The sequence below is a fragment of the Rhodococcus sp. NPDC057297 genome, from assembly GCF_042667435.1.
In the GTDB taxonomy this organism is placed as follows: Bacteria; Actinomycetota; Actinomycetes; order Mycobacteriales; family Mycobacteriaceae; genus Rhodococcoides.
Genome location: NZ_JBHUZE010000014.1, coordinates 12476 through 33648 on the forward strand (window position 1 = coordinate 12476; position 21173 = coordinate 33648).

22 protein-coding genes are annotated in these 21173 nt (G+C 61.0%); all 22 read right to left on the minus strand.

The annotated features are described in order from the left end of the window. Positions 1-44: 44 nt before the first annotated feature. The 22 genes from ACFULT_RS26275 to ACFULT_RS26380 all read right to left on the minus strand — a co-directional run bounded on the left by ACFULT_RS26275 (position 45) and on the right by ACFULT_RS26380 (position 21090). On the minus strand, positions 45-398 hold the full coding sequence (locus ACFULT_RS26275; protein ID WP_037183843.1) for a hypothetical protein: 354 nt from the start codon (positions 396-398) through the stop codon (positions 45-47). Between the two features lie 3 nt (positions 399-401). Then, entirely contained in the window at positions 402-1403 is a 1002-nt protein-coding gene (locus tag ACFULT_RS26280) for a hypothetical protein (RefSeq protein WP_378482967.1), read from the minus strand. Beyond that, positions 1400-2011: a DUF2744 domain-containing protein gene (locus ACFULT_RS26285; RefSeq protein ID WP_378482968.1), complete on the minus strand. Its 612-nt coding sequence runs from the start codon at positions 2009-2011 to the stop codon at positions 1400-1402. The genes ACFULT_RS26280 and ACFULT_RS26285 overlap by 4 nt, the downstream gene beginning before the upstream one ends. A gap of 16 nt (positions 2012-2027) precedes the next feature. Beyond that, positions 2028-3680, minus strand: coding sequence for a phage tail protein (locus ACFULT_RS26290; RefSeq protein ID WP_378482969.1), 1653 nt, complete (start codon positions 3678-3680; stop codon positions 2028-2030). Between the two features lie 12 nt (positions 3681-3692). Then, a complete protein-coding gene (locus tag ACFULT_RS26295; protein ID WP_378482970.1) occupies positions 3693-4667 on the minus strand; it encodes a phage tail protein in 975 nt (324 codons plus the stop codon). Next, positions 4668-9773, minus strand: coding sequence for a transglycosylase SLT domain-containing protein (locus ACFULT_RS26300; RefSeq protein ID WP_378482971.1), 5106 nt, complete (start codon positions 9771-9773; stop codon positions 4668-4670). 14 nt (positions 9774-9787) lie between these two features. Continuing rightward, positions 9788-10165 carry a hypothetical protein gene (locus tag ACFULT_RS26305; protein WP_378482972.1) on the minus strand — a complete coding sequence of 126 codons (378 nt, stop codon included), beginning with the start codon at positions 10163-10165 and terminating at the stop codon, positions 9788-9790. 65 nt (positions 10166-10230) lie between these two features. Then, the gene (locus ACFULT_RS26310) at positions 10231-10605 is read right to left on the minus strand and encodes a hypothetical protein (RefSeq protein WP_378482973.1); all 375 of its coding nucleotides are present in this window, start codon (positions 10603-10605) and stop codon (positions 10231-10233) included. 24 nt (positions 10606-10629) lie between these two features. Continuing rightward, positions 10630-10797, minus strand: a complete 168-nt coding sequence (locus ACFULT_RS26315; RefSeq protein WP_378482974.1) for a hypothetical protein — start codon at positions 10795-10797, stop codon at positions 10630-10632. A gap of 76 nt (positions 10798-10873) precedes the next feature. Then, entirely contained in the window at positions 10874-11521 is a 648-nt protein-coding gene (locus tag ACFULT_RS26320) for a hypothetical protein (RefSeq protein WP_378482975.1), read from the minus strand. A 62-nt stretch (positions 11522-11583) separates the two neighbouring features. Continuing rightward, entirely contained in the window at positions 11584-11988 is a 405-nt protein-coding gene (locus ACFULT_RS26325) for a hypothetical protein (RefSeq protein WP_378482976.1), read from the minus strand. After that, positions 11982-12320 (minus strand): hypothetical protein, encoded by a 339-nt coding sequence (locus ACFULT_RS26330; RefSeq protein WP_378482977.1) that lies wholly within the window; start codon positions 12318-12320, stop codon positions 11982-11984. The genes ACFULT_RS26325 and ACFULT_RS26330 overlap by 7 nt, the downstream gene beginning before the upstream one ends. Next, positions 12320-12643, minus strand: a complete 324-nt coding sequence (locus tag ACFULT_RS26335) for a hypothetical protein (RefSeq protein ID WP_378482978.1) — start codon at positions 12641-12643, stop codon at positions 12320-12322. The genes ACFULT_RS26330 and ACFULT_RS26335 overlap by 1 nt, the downstream gene beginning before the upstream one ends. 17 nt (positions 12644-12660) lie before the next feature. Further along, on the minus strand, positions 12661-13041 hold the full coding sequence (locus ACFULT_RS26340) for a Gp19/Gp15/Gp42 family protein (RefSeq protein WP_378482979.1): 381 nt from the start codon (positions 13039-13041) through the stop codon (positions 12661-12663). After that, positions 13041-13322 carry a hypothetical protein gene (locus tag ACFULT_RS26345; RefSeq protein ID WP_378482980.1) on the minus strand — a complete coding sequence of 94 codons (282 nt, stop codon included), beginning with the start codon at positions 13320-13322 and terminating at the stop codon, positions 13041-13043. The genes ACFULT_RS26340 and ACFULT_RS26345 overlap by 1 nt, the downstream gene beginning before the upstream one ends. Further along, positions 13322-14362: a major capsid protein gene (locus ACFULT_RS26350; RefSeq protein ID WP_378482981.1), complete on the minus strand. Its 1041-nt coding sequence runs from the start codon at positions 14360-14362 to the stop codon at positions 13322-13324. The genes ACFULT_RS26345 and ACFULT_RS26350 overlap by 1 nt, the downstream gene beginning before the upstream one ends. A 13-nt stretch (positions 14363-14375) precedes the next feature. After that, the gene (locus ACFULT_RS26355) at positions 14376-14768 is read right to left on the minus strand and encodes a head decoration protein (protein ID WP_378482982.1); all 393 of its coding nucleotides are present in this window, start codon (positions 14766-14768) and stop codon (positions 14376-14378) included. A gap of 29 nt (positions 14769-14797) precedes the next feature. Next, positions 14798-15379 (minus strand): hypothetical protein, encoded by a 582-nt coding sequence (locus tag ACFULT_RS26360; RefSeq protein ID WP_378482983.1) that lies wholly within the window; start codon positions 15377-15379, stop codon positions 14798-14800. Between the two features lie 427 nt (positions 15380-15806). Continuing rightward, positions 15807-17480 carry an ADP-ribosyltransferase gene (locus tag ACFULT_RS26365; RefSeq protein ID WP_378482984.1) on the minus strand — a complete coding sequence of 558 codons (1674 nt, stop codon included), beginning with the start codon at positions 17478-17480 and terminating at the stop codon, positions 15807-15809. Positions 17481-17574: 94 nt separating this feature from the next. Next, the gene (locus ACFULT_RS26370; protein WP_378482985.1) at positions 17575-19032 is read right to left on the minus strand and encodes a phage portal protein; all 1458 of its coding nucleotides are present in this window, start codon (positions 19030-19032) and stop codon (positions 17575-17577) included. Between the two features lie 16 nt (positions 19033-19048). After that, complete coding sequence (locus tag ACFULT_RS26375; protein WP_378482986.1) at positions 19049-20134, minus strand: hypothetical protein; 1086 nt, start codon at positions 20132-20134, stop codon at positions 19049-19051. 584 nt (positions 20135-20718) lie between these two features. After that, positions 20719-21090, minus strand: a complete 372-nt coding sequence (locus ACFULT_RS26380) for a hypothetical protein (RefSeq protein ID WP_378482987.1) — start codon at positions 21088-21090, stop codon at positions 20719-20721. Between the last annotated feature and the right edge of the window lie 83 nt (positions 21091-21173).

Here is a 21173-nt window from a genome sequence, read left to right on the forward strand (position 1 = left end):
GGTCGCTTTGAATGGGGAGGCAGATTCCTTCGTGCGAATGAAACTCACGACGCCTCCGGGGTGGGCTCGATCTTCTCGTCCGGATCACCGGGTGGCGCTTCCACAACGGGTGGCGGCTCGACTGCTTCGTAGCCGATCGACGCCAACGCCTCTTCGTGCGAGCACAACTCCAACGGAATCGACAACGCCAACGTGTTGTCCACGTTGGTCTGCGCGATCACCCTGCCGTCGAACAACTGTCCGGGCAGTATTCGGGTTTCTCGCAATCCGAACGCCGCCATATCGATTCGCGACACGATCAGGTAGTCGACACCGTTGTACGGCTCGGACAACTCGTATCCGTAGGCTTCGCCGGCCTTCCCGGGGATTCGATCGGTGATGCGTGTTGCTGTGGGCATGTGTCAGTCCTCGAGTTTCGTGTATTCGATGAGCGTGACGCGGCCGTCCGCACCCAAACCGCCAGGGCCATCGGTTGATCCGACACCATGACCGCGGCCACCACCACCACCGCCAGGACCGGACGGATAACCACCATCGCCGCCTTTTCCGCCTACTGTCCCCGCATTCTGCGTGCCACCACCACCACCGCCGCCGCCGCCATTGCCGCGGGCGACAGGGCTGATGACAGCGTCCTGACCATTCGCACCCGCACGTGTCCCAGCGGTTGAACCGCCAGCACCACCTGCAGCGAACGCGGAAGATCCACCTGCTTCGCCGCCACCCGGAGGGTCTCCGGTGATCGGGTCGGAGCCGTAACCTCCGTTGCCGCCGCGTTCGGTCGCAGAGTTCGACACCACCGCGCCCTCGACCGAGAGGACAGCGCCGATGCCAGGTACCGACTGCACGTGATTACCGAACCGTGACACGCCACCCAACTGCGATGGAACCTCACCGCCCCCACCGATCACCACTTCCTCGGTGGCGCCGATGTCGTGTTGGATCGCCGCGAGCTCGAACCATTGGAAGCGGTAGCCGCCACCCAAACCACCCAGGCCGCCGATACGGGCAGTGATCGTCGACCCCGACCGGCCCGCATGCCCGCCGCCCTCGACCGCAACACCCAACCGGATCAGCCCCGGTGGTTTCGTCCAAACACTGTTGAACGCGTACGTCCGGACAGTGACCGCGCCACCTTCGAGAAGTTCGACACGGTTGGTCAGATCCGTCAGATCTTCGGTGATCTCACCCGCTTGCGTGACCTGCTCATCCAACACCGCGTTGAAGTTCGCGATCCACTCAGCGATACCAGCGAACAGTGACCCGAACCCGCCCTGCGCGACACCGAACCCTTTGATCTGATTCTTCAGCCCGTTGCGGATCGACTCCTCGGACTGCCCCTGCGCGTCAGCAACCGTCCCCTCCACATACGCCGAAGACGGAGGATTACCAACCGGGAAAGTCACAGACCCTTCCAATCCGGGTAATTGAGGATCTTGTCGCGGCGCTTGTGCCGCATCTCCAACGCCAGCACTCTGCGGCGTTCGGTGTCGTCCTGGCCGAGGAGGTAGCCCTTCACTTCGGACGGCGTCCAATCGCTGGGATTGAAGGTCTTCGGAACCTCCACAGACGCCTCACCGGGACCCTCCTCCGATTCTGGCGGACGGAAACCCTTCTCCAGCAACTGCTGAAAGTGGTTTTCGTTCTGCTCCGTCGTGTACATGTCCATGTCCTGCGAAACCATCGCAACCGTGTCCGGCTCGTCCATGTCAGCCCAGCGCCCCGAATTGTTCAGCGTGTGATGCTGGCCCATCGCGGGGAGAATGAACTTCTTCGTCTGCCCCCGCAGCTTCGACACATGAATGTTGCCGTCCTCATCAGCGAGCGCTGCGAGTTCGGAGACATGCATGTACCCCGTCTCCTCCACTCGCTCCGACAACACCTGGAACATGTCACCGTCAGGCGACACCAACGACTTCGGGCCGAACGGAATGCACTGCGGGAACGCCCATTGATGCCGAACTTTCGGATCCTCCTGGGCGAGACACCATTCCTGGGTTGGTATGCGCGGCATTACAACTCCCCTGCCATCATGCGACCCCTAGTTCTTGAACCAGGGAGAAGATCTCTTGGATCGCTTCGTAAGCCTCGATTACCGGGTCCTTCGCTACCCGCTGCCCAATGGTGATGTCCCACACCGGCGCCGTGTCCCGATCCCACGAAATGTTGAGCTCGGAGACCTGCTCGACATACACCACACCGGTGGGCATTCCGATGATGTTGAAACCGACTCGGTCGCCGAGGAAGAAATCCCCGCCACCGAAATCGCCGACCGTCCACGGCGCCGAATCAGCGACCTTCAGAGTGCAGGAACGGACCTCGCGGGTCTTCCACATCTGCGCACGCTGCGCCAACAGATACCCGAGGGTGTACGCCTTGTCGGCGCCCTCCGCGAACTCCTCGTGATAGTGAGCGCCACCGGATCGTCGGGCCCGCGAGGAGCTCTTGATCTTCCCGAACGCCAGGAAAACATCCGTATACAGGGGTTTCAGTAGAGCATCCGCGATACCGCCGAGGGGTGGTACGAACGGGATCATCGCCGTCAGATCGCCGATCATCTGCACCGTCGCCGAGATCAACTCGTTGACACCGGGCATCGAATGCCCACCCGCCACCGAACCGACCGCACCGGCAGGCTTCTGAAAGAACTCCGACGACTGAATGCCGGACATCTCCGACTCCCAGAACACAACACCCGGATTCGCCGGCGTCGTACCCCGCACCTCAGGCGTCGGGTAGACACCCGGGACGTTCGGGTCGTCGACCTGCTCCACCGTCTCGGTAATGCCGTCGCCATGAATGTTCAGGAACTCTTTGATGATGCCTGCGAACAGGTTGCCGCGGAATGCGGTACCGGTGTTGAAGCCGGACTTGTCGACGAGATCCCACACCAAGCAGCCGTAACGAAGGTTCGCGCCCTCCCACGGCAGCGGATCACCAGGCAGATACCGCCTGCACACCCACAACAACTGTGAGTCCGCGGCGATCTTCTTGCTCGTGTCGAACATCGTCTTCATCCGCGAATGCACAATCGCGGGCAGCGAATTGTCGACGTCGCCCTGCATGGTCGGCTTGACGACGTTCCACCACGTTGACTGGTTGAAGTTGTTCCACTGCGACTTGTCGAGCGGATTGTCCGGCAGCGTCCACAGTGAGGATTCGAGCCGCATGATCGTGCACAGCAGCGTCGTCTTCAGTGCCCACTTCGCCTTACCGAAGCACAGCCACAACCGCGGGAACTGGATCTCCGGCGGCAGAAACGGATTCGGATAGACGACCATCTTTTTGAGCTGCTCGAAATCATGCTTGAACAGCAACCGCACGAACCGGCGCCCCGAGTCGTCCTTGATGATCCGCAGTTCATCCAGCTTGCCGGTCCAGCGGGCGCCGTCCTTCTCCATCCGGACATGCACATCCGACGTAGCGCGACCGTCGACGTTGATGACCCACTCGGACAGGTAATAGTGCAGCGGCATCTCCAACGACGCCGTACCCGTCTCGTTCTGGATGAACTGGAAATCCGCCCGGTCGACGCGACCGACGATGCCAACCGAATTCCAGTCACCGTCGTACAGTTCGACTTCCGGAGGCAAACGACGCCGGTCCGCCTCCTCCTTCAGCATGTTCTCGATGTCACGGTTGAACTTGTCGAAATCGAGCCTGTCGACTACGGGAGCAGTCATGTACCGTCCCCTCTAGTTTTCGAGTCCCCAAGGCCGCGACCACGGCCGCGGCATGCGAAGCTGAATACGAGTCCCGGCAGGTGCTTTCGACATCGACACCGCAACCTCAGTGGGTTCCGTGTACGGCGGTATCGGATACAGGAAACGGACCATCTTCATCCGCTGCTTGTACGTCTGATCGTGCGACTGATAGCCGCCGAGGCGGGCATCCGGCCGAGTCTCGACACGCACCGAATAATCGGCACCCGGAATCCCCGGAGGCCCACCCGGCAGCAACTCCGCCATCACGATGCGCCGCGAGGCATACACCTTCGCCGCATCGAAATACCCGTTCGTGCCGTACCCGTTGTGCCGCTTGTCGCCCCACGAATAATCAGGCAGACGAGGAACTCCCGGCGCCTCCAATAGCCACTCCGGATACACCTCGTGATCACACGGATTCGAGATGATCACCGAACCCACCTCGAAATCACCAGCCGCCGTCACCCGAGTGGACTCCCACTCATCGGTGTAGTCGTCCTCGTCGTACCACCACGGATCCGCAGCCGTGCACGTCAGAATCACTTGCGCACGACCCAGTAGACGGGGATCGTTGTCCTCCATCTGCACGTCCGGCTCCTGCGCCAACCTCAGCTTCAGATACCGTCGAGACCCGCTGACCGGATCGGTGATCCACAGCTTGAACTCGTCGTCATACGACAACGCCTTCCGCAACCGTGAATCGTTCTCCGCCCACGAGTCACCGTTGTCGTCTGTGACCCACACCCCGAACACGAGATCGCGTTTCAGGTAACGCTTCCCGCCGTAGGTGGCGCCTTCCTGGAACGCATGCTCGTGGTAAATCGGCTTCACCGGGGCGTCATAAATCCCCTTCACGCCAGTTCCGAGGTGGCTTCCTTGCTCACCGAACCCCTGGCCGGACCAGACGAACCAATCCCCGTTCACACCTTCGAGCTCGACAATCGCCGGAATGTTTCCCACAGTCACCTACTTGAATGTCAGGGCCTGCCGTTGCTGCTCGACGGTGTGCCTGCGGAACGCCTCGTCGATGTTCGAGACGTGGAAATGAGTGTGTTGCTGGATCACCCGGGCGCCGTCCTCGAGCACCGAGTCGACACTTCTCGACATGTTCGGGGCGGTGGGTGATCCGTAGTTGGGTGCAGTTGCTGCAGTGATTCCGCCCTGCACCGCGGACCCGATCTGCATCGCAGCATCGACATACCGATTGTTCGTCAAATCCAATGGCGTGCCGGAGATGCCGAGGATCTCGGGGATAGCGGACTTCGCGATCCCCGCGACCTCGGAGCCGTACTGCGTGAGACGGTTCCGGAGGTATTCGTTCGGGTCGACGATGCCGCCGGCCGCGAATCCCTGGAACATTGCGTTCCGGATACTGTCGACGCCGCCCTTCTTCGCCAACGCGTTCATGCTGTTGACGTAGTTCGGGCCGACTGCACGCGTCCACTCCGGGCGCATGATCGCCTCGCCGCCGGACACTCCGACCTGGAACTTGTCCCTGCCGGGGGTGTATCCGGGGATGATGCCACCGTTCGCGTACCCGTGGCCTTGGCCCCACATCTGCCCGAGATCGTTGCCGTACCGCGACCTGTACCACCGCAGCGCGGCAGACAGTGACGCATCAGGGTTCGTCCGGTCATTCGGCAGGTCCGGGTTCCGGTAGGCATCGAATGTCGTCGGGATGACCTGCATCAACCCGACAGCCTCGTTGCCGCCCGAGTTCACATCCTGGACCTGCTGAACAGCATTCGGGTTGCCTGACGACTCTGTCATGATCTGAGCTTTCGTCAGATTCACGTTCCGGTCGTTGACCTCGAAGCCCTCACGAGCCAGAGCGGCACGGATGTTCGCATCCCACTGCTCGACACCCGCAGATGCGTCGTACGGGAACTCAGCAGCCGTAGCGCGACCGGAAACGGAACCGCCGATCTTCGACTTCACGAAGTCGACCGCAGCCTTCGAGATCGCATTGAACGCCGCCCGCGGGAGCTGCCCGATCATCGACGACCCGAAGTTCGGAATCGATGACCCGATCGCATCCATCGGCTTCTGCAGCAGATCAGCCACCTTGTCCGCCAGGAACGAACGCAGTGAACCTCCCCCACCGCCACCGCCGGATCCCATGCCACCGGAGACGAACTCGCCCGCCAACTCCTGCAACGTGTACTGCAGCCCGAACGATGAATGATCGGAGCCGATCGCCGCGCCACCCCACTGAACACCATTGGTGCCCGACGACTCCGCGTTCGTCCCATCGATCGTGCCCGCCATGTGCGAATTCGGGCCGCCACCACCACGAGCGATACCGATCGTCACCCGGCCATCGAGACCAGGCTTCCAACCCATCGACTCGAAATCCGACTCGGTGTTGAACAATCTCCCCGAACGGGCACTACGACCCGACAATTCATGGACGATGCCCGACCACAAACCGGAGCAGTCCCATGACGGATCACCGACACCGCCGTACTGATACGGCTTACCGTGCTCACCGGACATGAACTTCTTCGCCCGGTCGATAGCTTCGTCGACGGAACCACCGGTCGCCATCCGCAACCCGGAGAACATTCCCTCAGCGAGGACTTTGCCCTTCGCCACCAACGGGTTGTTGTTCAACCTGTCGAGGTTCTCGACGCCGATCTTCTTCACCGCGGACGCTTTGACGACATACTCGCCGTTCGACAGCATCGCCGGGACACGATCATCGGTCGGCCCGCCAGCGCCGCGGACATGACCACCGGTCGCGAAGCGTTGAACAGCTTCCTTGTTGCCTGCCGGTCCCATGCCTGCGCCACCGAATTCGATGCGCGGGATGTTCGCTTCCCATTTCGGCAGGCCGGGGATGACACCTTCGAGCGCATTCCACGCCGACTTCAAGCCGCCGTTGATGACAGTGTCGATGATCCAGTTGATCGGCGCAGCGGCGAGTTCCTTCAACTGGTTCCACTTGCTGCCGATACCGTCGACCACAGTCCCGAAGAACGACTGCACCCCCGCCAGCGCGGTCGTCAAGCCCGGGAAAACGTTCGAGACGATATCGCCGATGACACCGCCGATAGCGCCGGGGAGTTCACCGAACGTCGGGATCGCACCATTGGTGATCTTGTCGGTGAAGTAGTCCGCCAACCCGCCGAGGCCACCGGTCTTGAACGCCTCGATGGCGGGGGAAATGTTGTTGTTCCACTTGTCGGAGATCGTGCTCGACAGTCCATTCCAGGCGTCGTACGCGGTCTCGGAAATGTTCGTGACGAACCCGCCTGCGAGCTCCGCAGCCTTCTGCTTCAGCCCGTCGAACGCTTCACCAGCCTGCCGAACAGACGCCTGGAACGGGGACTCGCCTGCTTCGGCGTTGAGGAACCCCCATGAGTCGCCTGCGAAGAAGTCGTCGAGACGCCCGAAGAAACTGAACGTCTTGTCGCCGATGGACCCTTCCTCGACGCCAGGGAAGATCCCCGCGCGGAACTTGATCTGCTGACCACCGGAACCGATGTCTTCACCGGCGGCGTCAACCTTCGGGGCATCCGCAGTGCCCGGCTGACGGAGACCGAAGGTGCTGCCCGTCAATCCAGCGACTTTGTCGGCGAGTTTGATCGCCTCACCGGTGAGCTTCAGAAGATCCTTCGCAGTCTGCTGGGCGTCATCCCAGAACTGCTCCATCCTCTGCTTGCCCTCTTCGGTGTCCATCCAGTCCGCGAACTCGTTCAACGAGTCCGTCATTGACTGAATCATCGACTTACCGTTGTCCTCCGACGTCGAGAACAGCCCGCCGATCACATCACCGATCGCCAGGAAAAGATCCTTGATCTCCTTCAGCGCGGTGATCGAATCCTGCATGAACGTCCGGATCCGCTGCTGCCCCTCCTCGGACTCCGTCCAATCCTCGAAGCCCTGCATCGTCTCTGCGAACGACTCAGCGCCACCCGGAAGGAAATCCGAACCGATCGACGCGATGTTCGTCAACGCACCCGTCAGAGACGACAAACCATCCATGAACGGGCCGATCGCCAGCCGCGTATTGTCGAGAATGTTCGACCAATCCAGCTTCACCGACTCGGTGTTCAAGTCTTCGATGGCGCGCCTGAGGCCACCATTCAGTTCGGTAGCGATACCACCCAAACCGTCCTTCAGGATCGGGAAGTAGTTGTTCGCGAGGTCGGTGATCGACGACCCCATACCCTCGAACAGGTTGTCCTGCACCTGCAGCCGAAGATCACTCCACGCCCCACCGAGATCGCGGGTGTCCTCAACGAACTGCCGCGCGTTCGGCGACAGATTCGCCAATGCCTCACGGTACTTATCCGCCGATGTAGTCGCCGCATTCTGCGTCTCGACGACCACAGCTTGCGCTTCGACCAAACGCTCATGGGAGTCGACCAGGTTCCGCTGCGCCTCAGCGACACCATCGTTCGCCTCCACCACAGCCTGCTTCGAGTCGATGACCCGCAAACCAGCATCAGCGACAGCATCCTGCGCATCGATGACCTGCGCGGAACCCTCGACACCAGCCCGGTTGGCTTTGTCGGTTTCCTCCCGCAAGTCCGCGTTACGCTCACGCACCTCATCGATGCGCTGCTTCGCCTGATCGACCCCGAGATACGCTTCCTCGAAATCGAGGGCCGTGACCGGCTGCCCGTCCTTGCCGAGCTCCGCGAGACGCTGCTGCGCCCGACGCAGAGACAACTCCGCGTCACGCTCGTCCAGGCTCGAGCCCTTCAACGCGAGATTCAGATCCTCGATCTGCTCCTGCGCATCCTTCCGGGCATCAGTCAACGACTGCTGAGCCCGCAGAGAAGCCTTCTGCGCGTCCTGGACGCTACGCTCAGCCTTGACCACGCCCTGCTCGGCGCGCTCCACACCCTTCACCGCAGATTCGACACCGCGCTGCGCCGACTCGACACCCTTGGCTGCGGCAGCACGGGCTTTCGCTTCCTGCGTCGCAGCTTTCGAGGCCGCAGCAGCATCCTTGTCCGCATCCTCCGCAGCTTTGGTGCCCGCTTTGAACGCGTCGATGACACCGGTGGAGCCGATGACGATCGTTGCGATCGCCGCGGCCGCCGACGCCGCCACAGCCGGAAGAAGGGAGATCACACCCAACGCCTGCGACAACTGCCCAATCAACGGAACAATGTTCACAGCGGCCAATGCCAACAACGCGACCGTCACAGCCGACGCCGGCGACACCACTCGCGTCAGGCTGCTCCCGAGATTCATTGCCATCTCAGCGATGCCGCCCAGGCCAGCGCGTATCAGATTTGATGCTGCACCCTGATCACGTTGCGCACGCGTCAACCGGTTGTGCGCGTCACGCTGCTGATCGAACAGCCTCGAACTACGGGCAGTCTCATCCGCTAGTGTCCGCTGCGCGCGCGTCAGATTGACCTGCGCCTGCGTCAACCTCGACGACGAAGCAGACGAAGACTGCTGGATTTCCCGGAGGCGTTCCTCTGCGATCCGCACCCGGTCAGCCGCATCCACACCCGCGCGACGGGACCGAGCCAACTGCTCTGTCGCAGCGTCCAACTCGGCCTGCGCCCGAACAACACTCGCCCGATCCAACTCCAACTGCAGACGGATGCGGCGGATTGGGCCGCCACGCAACCCAGGCAGATTGTTACGCCCACTCCCCGATCCGTTCAAGCCGCGGGTCGTGTCACCAATACCCTCCGCTGCAGCACGCACCGCAGCCAATTGCGCGAGAGCGCCGGTCACGTCCAAGTTCAAGCGGGTCGTGATCGGCACTCGGGCTTCGATACGAAACGCGTCTAGCTGAGCACGAGCCTGCGTCAAGTCGAGCTTGAGGGGAACTTCGACATTCCCGCCGCCTTCGGCCTGCAGATGCGAACGCAGCGCAGTACGAAAACCCGTAAAATCCGGTCGAATCCTTACGCCGAGCGTCGCCCGAACACGACCGAGATCCGCTTCCAGCTTTTGCGCGAACTTCGACATGTCAGGCACCACAACAACCGGTGCTTCGAACCGTTCAGCGCGGAGCTGCTGCTTGACCCTCTTGTGGAAATTCGAGAGGTCCGGAGCAATACGGATGGATGCCGATCCGGCGTTGTACGTGGTAGCCACGGCACCTCACTTCTTCAGTTCTTCACACCCAGTTCGGCCAGAACACGGTCAACTGTCGTCTTCGAGCGGAATGACAATTCGCGATCCAAAGCAGTCGCCGGCACCGTCCATAGCTGCGGTCTGGGGGTCTTATTTCCGTTGACCCGCAACAGATGCCAGTCGAGAACCTTCAGCATGTTGAACGTCGCGATCTGCACTCGAGTAGGAAGGTCGTATCCCTCGGTGGTCGGCAACGGTGGCCTATCCTTTTTCGGACTGTCAGCTATCGCCCGCGCCAATTCAGGGTCTGCGGCCTGCGCGGCCTTGAACTTCCCGTCCTGCGGAAGATGCTTCACGAAACGGTAGAACTGCCCCCACGGCCGACGCCCACGAAAGAAATCGAGCAAGTCCACATTCCGGAAGGTCTGCAGATCACACTCGATTTCCTCACCGTACTTCTCGATCAGTTGGACGAGACCTAGTCTTTTCCCTCGACATCGACCGAGCCATCCCAGTTGTGGACCTCGGAGAAGTAGTCGAAGATGTCGTCGAACGTCGCCTTCACCAGACGCGGTGGCCATTTGTCGATGACCTGCGTCAGTCGATCGAAATCGCCATCGGCGCAGAGATGTTTCAGTACGGCCATCGGTACCGCGTCCGGATCTTTTTCGTCCTCGACGTCGTCCTGGATGGCCGCCATCTTCTTCAGATCCTCGTACGTGGCAGGGATGTTGATGACGATTGGCGGATCGACCTCGTCGATCACATACGGCTCGGGGTCCTTGTAGCCCTTCAATGCTTCGTCGCGCATCGTCGCGAATCGAGACTTCTTGAAATTGTTCTTCGTAACCATGAGTTTTACTCCCCGGTAGTGGTGTTACTTGCTGTCGGACTTGGTTTCCGCGGCGCGCGCCAAGACGGTTTCGGGCTTGATATTTGCCTTCGGCCGGTAACCCTTGTTCGTCAGGTTGTTGAACTCGACGGCGGAATCGGTGGTGTACTCGCGGCCATCAGGCGCCACCAATGTGACTGCTTTGAACGACATGACGTACTCCTTCTGCTGCTCCCCGGTGGTGAGTCGGCCGACGCCCGCCGGGGAGGACCAGGCGCCGGCCGACGTATCAGGAAGCGAAGCCCATCCGGGTACCGAGAGCCTTGATGCCGGCGCCGCCGTACAGGTGCTTCACCGAGTAACCCAGGACCGAGTCGATCTTCGCGGTCACCGTCATCTGGTACGCGAGAGCATCCTCCGTCGACCACGTCTGCTCGGACACCTCCGACACCGTGGCCCGCGGTAGGAACCGGGCGATGATCTTCTGATCTGCGCCCTCCCCGTCGATACCGAGGAGGACCATCCGCTGGTAGCGGGTGTCGGGCTTCGTCGACTCGGTGAACGAGAACTCGCCCGTGGTCGAGTCAGCGGTCACGGAGTCGAGGTCGACGTTGTAGTACAACTGCATCACGGACTTGCGGGTTTCGAGGCAGGTGAACGAGAACGTCGAAGTGCGGCGGATGATGTCGGTACGAACGTCCTCCAACGCACCCCACCCGGGGACACCCGAGGACTCTGTGTCAGCAGAGGCGGTGAGGCCGGCGTCGGAGATGCGGCCGAGGGACTCGAAGTCCGTGAAAGCGACGAGTTCCGACGATGCCCCCGAGGTGAGTGTCGCGGGGAGGGAGACGCTGGAGTCGGCGACGATGACCGCGCCAGCGAGGACCTTCCGAACGAGCTCGTCGCGGTAGTCCGCAGTTGTATCGAATGTTGCCATGATTTCTCCGTTTCATGTGGGCAGAACAAATGACCGCCCACTTGGGGAGCGGTTGAAAACGCTCAGGCGAACACACGCCTGAACGACAACTGAAAAGTCGATGCCACGAACTTGTTGTCCGGATTCAGATCCGGGAACTGTTGGACACCTTGAGATTCACGCGCAGAGTCGACCAACACCCCATCGACTCGTGTGCCACCGGACGCCAGGATCTTGTTCCTGCACTGACCGGAGACAGACCACGCCTGCTGGCGGGTATCAGCGAATACCCCGACCTGCACCAACGGCCGGTCGGTGATGCCATCCGTCCCACCGCCGACCCGGTTGACCGCGATCACCGGCAGCAAGGTCTTCCACATCGGCAGACCCGACACCGGGTCCTTGTCATCAGGAAGGAACGTGCAGGTGTATCCGAACTCGTCGAGCAGTGACAGCAGCACCAATTCCACGTCGGGGAAACTCACCATTCGAGCTCCTCCAACTTCGGGATGATCGACCGCAAGTTCGACTCCGGACCATTCCGCGAGTTACCGAATTCACGGGCCGCGGCATACGGGCCATACGCCAACACCACAGCCGTCCAGCGATCGTTCTTCGCCCCACCGATCTCCGTGTAACTACGAGACGACCGGGCATTCAAACCTGAACGCTTGATCGCGTTCTCGCGGTACATCGCCAACCCGATCTCGCCGTACTCCCGCATCATCGACCGCAAGTCCGGGCCACGAAGATACGCACCCATACCGTTGACGATCGAATGATTCGGCTCGTAGTGCCAGTCGCGAGGAGAGCCAGGCATTACCCCTCGATTCGCTGCAACTTGACTCGGACACCCGGCTTCCACCCCGTCAGGGGGGAATCGCCGGGGAGCGGTTTACCGACGACTCGATACACGTCACCGTCCGGGAGCTCGATACGATCCGACGACAGGACGTCGACACCGCGCGCGCAGTACAGAATCACATCGGTGACGACTGCTTCACGGTTGTTGTCCGCGTTCGAGTTCCCAGAGTTCGGTTCATCCGTAGCGGACCAGTCGATACCGACGCCTGCGATACTGTGGTGGACGTCGAATGCAGCGTCGCCGACCTTGTTGCGAGGGGGTCGACGTAGCACCGTCACTGTCTCCCCGAATGGCATCACGTGTACCACGGGCGACGAACGCCCACCATTCCGATGCGCTTCCTCGAACGGGATCGGAAGATCGACAACTCCTCATCCGTGAAACCCAGACTGCCGGTGGCATTGTCCACCGACAATGTCATCGACCACGGACCGGACGTTTGCGACTGCACACCAGTCGGGTTACGGAACACGCGGAGTACAGCAGCGCAGATCAAACGGCGAGCATTCGCCTTCTGCAACTCCGTGACCACCATGATGTCCCGCAACCCCGGGACCAGTGTCTTCAGAAGCGTCTCCGCCTCATCTATCTTCGTCTCCACGTACGACCGCAGTGAATCCGGAACGGTGCCTTCGAAGCTGTTCTCGACATCCTCGAACACCGCGAAGAAGCCCATCAGACCACCGGGATCCCGCGAGCTTCCAACGCCTCGATGATGTCGTCGCGCTTCCACTCAGCATCGGCTGCGACACCGTTGGCGGCGGCGTAAGCTGCCCACTTGTCGCGGCCACCCTTCGGCCCTGCCTGCGGAGGCACTTCCACCTTGGTGGATTCACCGTCCCACACGGTCGGATTGGTGATCTTCTTCCGCGCCCACTCAGGGACGGAATCGCCAGGGCCGAAGACATGCGCAGTCCCGTTCTCGTCAGCGACGTGAACGAACGCGATGAGAGCCATCAGGCGATGACGTCCGCGACGAACAGCTTCTTCGCGTCCTTCAGGACTGGCTGCCCGACCGCATCGACGTACGTCCACTGGCGGAACGGAGGACCGTCCTTCACGACGACACCGACGATGCCCGGTGCATTCTCGAACGACAGGTCGGCCTGCGCCGAATTGACGAGCTCGAGCGCTGTCGCGGTGAGACCGTAGACGGTTTCACCAAGATCCCCGAGATTGTCAGGGAGGAACAGCACCTTGTCGTCTGCAATGACGCGGGTGGAGGTTCCGTCGACATCCAGTTTGGTGTCGTAGGTGTCCAAGATCGTCGGCAGACCCTCGGACGAGAGAAGCGTGTTCAGATCCGGGAGGGTCACATGGGTGCGACCCTGCGTGGAACCGTAGACCGCGTCGATGATTTCCTTGTTCTTCAGCAGCAAACGCTGCACCTTCAGCGACGTGAGGATCGACCCCGGCTTGGTGCCGTTCGTGTCGACGTAGGTATCGACCCACGACACGATTTCCGACAATGCCTGCGCCGTCGCGACAGTCGCCCACGACGTAGCCGCAGACACGCTGTGATTCGCCGGCAGGCCGTAGTCGGCTTCAGTGACCAGACCGCCCTCGGAGATGGTGAGCTTGCCGTCCGTCAGGACGTCACCCCAAGCCAACTCCATACGGTTCAGCACCTCGTTGGTGAGGTTTTCGGCATCGTTGTAGATCGATGCGACCAGCGCGCGCTGGTTCGTGCCACCGGTCTTCGCGAATTCGACCTGCAGGCGCTCGTACTCGCCCATCCCGATGGACGACGACAGCGGAGCGAGCTTCACTCGCTTCTCCGAACCGACGTCGCGCTCGGACACATGGATGCGTCCGTCGAACGACCGGTACTTCGCAGTCCGGTTCGTGCGGATGATCTCCGCGAAATCGTAGGTGTTCGAGTCTTTCTCGACCCGAGGGAACAATGCCGACAGCTTGTTGCCCGCAGGCAGAGGCACGTTCCGTGTGAAAGTGGTGACATCTTCCGGGCTGACCGGAGCGTCGAAGAATATAGCCATGTTCAGCTCCTAGTCAGGAAAGGGTGATGGATTTGAGGTCGGTCTTGCCGGCCGCGTCGATGGTGAACGGCAGCTTCGACTCTCGGACGAATCCGTGGACGACGAGCGCGCCGCCGACCTTCGTCTGCCCGGTACGGACTCCGAGGGTGGAGAACAGGAAACCTGCTGCGGTCTCGCGGCCATCGGTAGCGGCGTTGTCGTAAGGCCCGTACAGGCCGGTTGCAGTCACCTTCCCGAGGGCGATCCCCGAGGGGATGTAGCCGTTCGGGAAGTGCGTGCCCGCAGTGAACTTCGTGATGTCGAGTGTCACGGACGGGTTGGCACCCGGGTCGGTTCCGTGCGCGCTGATGAGCCACGACCGGTTCTCGACCTGGTACCCGGTGCTTGTCACCGAAATATCAGTCATGTGAGATCCCTTTCAGGGAGTTGTTTGGGTTACTTGGTGCCGAAACGGCGTTCGGCTTCCGCACGCCCGGACTCGCCGGGAACCTCTTTCCGGTCACCGGTGCGGTACTGTCCCCAGTCCCGCTGGCGCTGGGTGTCGGGTGCGCCGAACATCGCGGTCAGCGCACCCATGACCTTCTCTTCATCCACATCGCCCGTATCGCCGACGAAGTACGCGAGATTGGTGGTCGGGAGCCATGCAGCGAGTTGGTCCTTGGACAGGACGCTCGCCGCGTAGGAACGGACCTGCATTTCGCGGAGCTTCGGGAGGAGATCGGCTTCCGCTTCGGCTCGGGCTGCTGCCTTCGCTTCTTCGGTGGCCTTGTTGACCGCCTTCTCCTGCTCGGTCAGCTTCTCCTGCTCGAACGCGGACAGTTTGTCCCGCAGCTCCTGCGCCTCGGTAGCAGTGAGACCACCCTTGAGTGATTTCACTGTGTCCTCGTGACGGCGAGCGTGGGTCTTCCAGTACGCGACCTGCTGCTCCGGATCCATATCGGCGACCGGAGTGTTCGGTGGGAATCCGTCGACCGCCGTGTCGGTGGTCTGCTCTTCGGATGTGGATGTGTCAGTCATGTGGATTTCTCCCCTGTCGGGATCAATTTGGTGCCCATGTCGGGCAAACCCACTCGTTGTGGGAAGTTTTCGGCATCAAAAAACCCCGCAGCGCTAGGCATGCGGGGTTGTGGGGGCAGATCAGATGCGGGGGATGTCTCTCAAGTCGCCGGCAGTTACCGACGCCCCATACCGGGAGACGAGAGCGTCGAATGCGGTAGATGCGGTGACACCCTCAGCGGCGAATCTATGCAGCTCTTTCCGGACAGCGTTCGCGCGATCACGGTCGGCTGCCGGCACCAACGCTAGCTGCACAGCATTGCCGTCATCGGTCCACAACGTCCCGATCCTGTCGATCCGCATCCACCTACCCGCGCCCACGGCAGTCGAACCGTAATAGCTTTGACTGGAGGTGTCGGATGCGCCGAAATCTGCGGAATCTCGGAGGCTACCCATCGTATTCCTCCAGGCTCTTCGGTGACTGTCCAGTGATAGTCAAAGCGATCGTAAGATCGCCGTTTCCAGGATCCATGGATACATCGACAATTTCGTACTCTACCCCGCGCCCTAGAAGCAACTCGTTCTCTTCTGGACCGTAACTGGCGAGACCCCGCGGATCCGGCTCAGCGCCCACATTGGGGTGCGCAGACACATACAGGCCCTTCGCCCCGGCTGGCACCTCGATGAGAAGCCGCGCCTCGTTGTAGTCGACTCGGAAACCCTCCGATTGAAACGCCGTCGACATGAAGCCGTCGTCGCGGAGTGGCCTACCGATTTGAGCTACAGCGTGATCGAGCCTGTCCTGCCAGTTGCTCTCTTCCAATTTGTATCCAGCGCGCGGCGGGATCCCGAAGACTTTCTCGGCGACGGAACGGCCAACGATGACTTTGCCGGGCACGCGTGGGGCGCTTTCGATAGCCTCATCAATGAGCGCCGCCTTTGCGAGGATTCCGCTATCGGCACCAATGCTGCCATCACGCAACGGCTCGTTGATGTCCTCATAACCGTTGCCTGTGTAGAACTGAACGGCTGCACGCTCCCGATCTGGCAGCTTGTCCGCGTAGTCGAACCATACGGCTGCGCCGAGTTCGCGGCCATCGTCCTCTGACAACGTCACGGCTGGCTTGCCTTGATTGTAGGATTCCTCGGCATCCAACCATGACTTGAGATCGGCAACCTGGTCACGCCGAGCGCCAGATGCAGCCTCGTCGCGAGTTGGAGTGCGGCCCCCGCCTAGATCCGCAGCGAAGTGTTTCACTGCTTCGCCCGCCTCAGGCTTCAATACCAGCCCAAGTTCGCCGTGCTCGTCAGTGCGGTAGCGGGTCTTCTTCAGATCCGCAGCCCACGTCGACCGGTCCTTACCGGAAGCCGCCCCCGCAGCCTCGTACAGTGCAGCGAGGTCCTCTTCGTTGAGTTCGAGACCCGGATCTTCATCCTCGGTCACAGCGGCAACAGTGCAATTGCAGTTGTCGTGCAACGGCTTCAGATCGTCGATGCTGTACATGCGCGTCGCAGCGGCAATACATAACCCACACACGCCAGTCTTCGTGACGATCTCCGGATGAATGATCCGACGCCACCCGATGATCGGCGCATCCAGATCGACAGCAGCCTGCAACACCTGTTCCTCTGCCATCCGCTGCGCCAGAATCGCGTTACCGTCGATGATCCGGACAATGCGTTTCTCCGCTATGTCGTTGGCGGTTTCCTCATCGACATCGACGGAACGTTGATACCGATAGGCACGGGCGGGGCGGTTGAACACCTGCTCGGTCGTCGAATCCTCAGCATCGACCGTCACCGACACCGAGCCCGCATCCGACGAATCCGCATACTCCACCGTCACACTAGGCGCAGAATCAATGTCCTCGAGCACTTCAACCCGCGATGCGAGCCGCACATCCACCGGTATCTCCGGTGCAACCTGAACATCGATACCCATCGACGCCAACTGCTGCACCTGCGACTCCGTATGAATCAACGCCACCCGCTGCTGCGCCGCGACAGTCACCTGCGCCGCAGCTTTCGTGAACGCCTCGACCTGGACCCCGTCATACGGGTCCACCTCACGCCACAGCCTCGTGACCCTCGTCGTCGCCCGATCCACCACAACCTGCGTCAACTGCGCAGCACTCGTAACCCGGCCAGCGACAGTCGCCAACGGGCTAGGACGTAACTGAGATGCAGCGTAAATCGCAGCCGCGGAGGCGCGAGCGTCAGCTATTCGCTGTTCGGGACTGGTCATTGCCAAGATCCAACAGTGAGTCCGCCACCAATTCCTGCAGGTTCTCCTCAACCTCGGTCGGCGAGAGACCCATGATGTGCATCAACTGCCGGCGCCGCGACAACACACCAGTCGTCTGCGACACAGCAGAAGCCTGCGCTTCCAAAGAATGCCGGCGAACAGGAGCCCACAACAGCTTCAGACCCTCGATACGGTCAGCTTCACCAGCGAACGCGAACGCCAATCGGAACACGTTCAGCCAACCCGGCGTCATCCGAGCCTGACGGTCATCGACCTTGTCCTCCAATGATTCGCGCATCAACGATGCACCTTCAGCGGAACCGTTCGCAGCATCCGGTGTGATCAAGTGCAGCGGAGTCGATGTGACCGCCGCGAATTCCTTCACATCGTCACGCACAGAATTGAGCACCGGCGTCAAGTCAGCCTGACCGGACTCCCAGAACGTGAACCCCTCAGGAAGTTTCCACAACGCGCCCGGGTCCGCCTGCAAAATGTCACTCAGGTCAGCATCATCGGGAAGTTCCTCGATCAACGACCCGGTCTCCACCTCGGCACCAGGGCCGGCATCGTCGAAGTCGCCAATCACAGCGCGCTGACGGAAACTCTGATACCAGGTGATGACAATGCGCTGCAGGATCGTGTCCATGATCCGATCCAGCAGATCAAGATGCGGCTCGAACTCGCCCATCCCCATCTTGTTCTCGAACATCACCACCGGGATACCGCCGAGATCCTTGATCTCCGGCAGCATCTCAGGGTTCCCCGACCACTCCCACTGGGAGATATCGAAGTTCTTCAACGCTGTCTTACCCGGCGCACGACGCGCCGTGTACTTCCGCCCCGGCAGAAACAGCAGCGCGACATCCTGATCCGCGATCTCATCGCGGTAGAACTTCAACGCCGCCTGTAACCTACCCGGCCGCAGAGGATCCGGCTGGCCGATACACCATCGAGGGTCCTCCGCCGTCATGATCGGCAACGCCGACTGATCATCAGACGGAATCACCATCACGTACGCTTCCGACATCGAAAACAAGTACGCCTGCAAATCCTTGTGCAAAGCAGCGAAGTTCGACGCCTCCTGGATACGGCGAGCCACATCATCGCCATCCGGTGTGTCATCGACAGCCGTCGACACACCATTGAGCGTCGACCGGTCCGTCATCGCACCGACACACATCGTGCCGTAGTTGGCGCGCGCTTTACGCATCACCTTCTCGAACGCAGGCTTGTACTGCTCAGCCACCTGCGGCAACGGCGGACGTCCAGACTGGTAATCCCACAGCAACTCCAACCGTTCCCGGCGAGTCACCGGGCGACCATCCCGAGAATACGAATCCCGCAACGAATCAGGGATCCGCTCATTGAAACGACGCATCAGAAACTGCAACCACCACTCAGGGCTGCCATTCTCGGGGTTACGCTGCACGACTCACCCCTTCTTTCTAACGCACTCGGTATGCAGTTCTTCTCGGCCGGCGGCCAACACCCCTCGCGACAGCATCCAAACGGGCCTGCCACGCCAACACCGCGGCCACCGCCGCATCGATCTTCTTCGCCGAATAATCGGACTCTTTACCCAACGCGAGCTTCCCCGCCGACAAACGCCGCCGAGCATTCAACACATGCCGCGTCAACGCGAACGAACCGTCATGCGTCATATCCACATTCCGGACAGCGCCTTCCAACTGCTCGATCGCCCGCTGCACCAACCCCGAACGGCCACCGGTCATCCACCACTCGAACGGATGATTCGCATTCGACTTGATCGACACCTTCGAACCCCACTTCGCTTCCCACTGATTCACGTGAGAACGCCAATCCTTACCGGGGTCCGCGTAGAACGCCGCCACCTGGTACGTCCGGAATGCCTGCGTGATGGCAGCCTCCAACGCGGCAATGTTCGGTTGCCAATCCGGCCACTTCTTCGGATTGTCGTCAGCCTCATCAACGAACACCGAAAACACATGTCCATCGCTGACCCGGCATGCGATCAGTGCCGTCGCATCGGGTTTACCCTTGAACCGGCCACGGGAACCATCGAACCCGAGGGTGATGACTTCCCTGTCCGAGACAACCTTCCCTGGATCAGCACACGCCGACCATTCAGGCTGCGACAACCACGCATTCGTCGCATGCGTGATCTGATTCAGAAAATCCGACAGCGCCTTCTGCACAAGCGTGTCCGGGTCCCAAATCGTCGCCTTCAACGACTCCAACGGAGACCAGCCAGGAGCACACGGAGGATCATGCAGCACACACCCGTCAGGATGATCCGACGAATCCCCATACGCATACCGCAAACCCGCAGTCAACGACACCTCGTCAGCAAGATCAGTCTCCGGCGGCGCCTCACGATGGTCATACAAGATGCCGCGGTCCTTCTTCGCGCGGCCCTCTTCCATCGCAGCCCACGCATTCGCAGTCCGCTCAGCAACCGACTCATCACCCGGAGTGAAAGCATTCGGAGTCTCGATGAACGAACCACCGATCTTCGCGGCATTCGACTTCATCGTCTCGTACATCTTCACGCCACCGTTCGACGGCTTCCACTCCTCCGTCTGATCCATGATCGCGAAGCACGCCTTGTTGCCCTTCACCGACGAACTCGACGACGTAATCGGCTCGATCTTCCCGTGAGGAAGATTCACGAACCCCGCCAACGCCTCCAACCCCGGATACTCGTCGTACACCGGAGCGTCCGCATGCAGCATCTCCAACAACGGAGTCCACGAGTTCTGAGTCTGCTTCTCCGACACCGCCGAAACCTGAATCAACGGCGTCCGTACGGCCGACCAAGGCTTCCCCACAGGCTGACCGTCAGCATCCCAACCATCCGGGACGATGTCCGCCAAACCCTCCAGGATCGCAATCGACGACAGGAACGGCGACTTACCCCACCCGCGAGCTCTAGACAACACTCCGCGACGGTAAATCCGCTCACCCGACAACGGATGTAACTCGTAGAACCGAAGAATGAACTCCGACATCTCCCGCGTCAACAGATACGGTTCGTACTCCACCCGATCAGGCGCAGCAAGATGGTCCTGAATCCAATCGATCGCGTAATACCCCAGCGTCGGAACCTCACCGGGGGTGGATGGCCTCCACGGCATCAGGCACCATCGACAGCCTTCAACGGCCCGAACGTCTGACGCGACGACGGAGCCTTCGACGAACGCTTCTCATCCTTCGCATCAGCATCCGCGAACACCATCCGCAGCCGAGCCCGATCCTCCGGTGTCGCTCCGTACTTCGCGACCCGCAACCGAACCTCAGCCGCCAACGTCCACTGCCCCTTCGACCACATCGCGTGATGCATCAACGCCGTGTCCAGGAGGAAGCTCCAGTCGGATTCGGTGAACGTATCGGCCTGCGCCGAACGCTGCCAGATACCCCACCACTCCACAGTCCGCGCATGCCACTCGATGTCATCCGGAAGCTCCGGCGCATCCGCCTTCACGAACCGCAGAACAGTCGACCCCACCGGATCCTTGTTCGTCCGAGCCCGACGAGACGCCGGCTTCGGAGCAGGTCCACGACCAGCCATCATTACCTCCCATGTCGGGA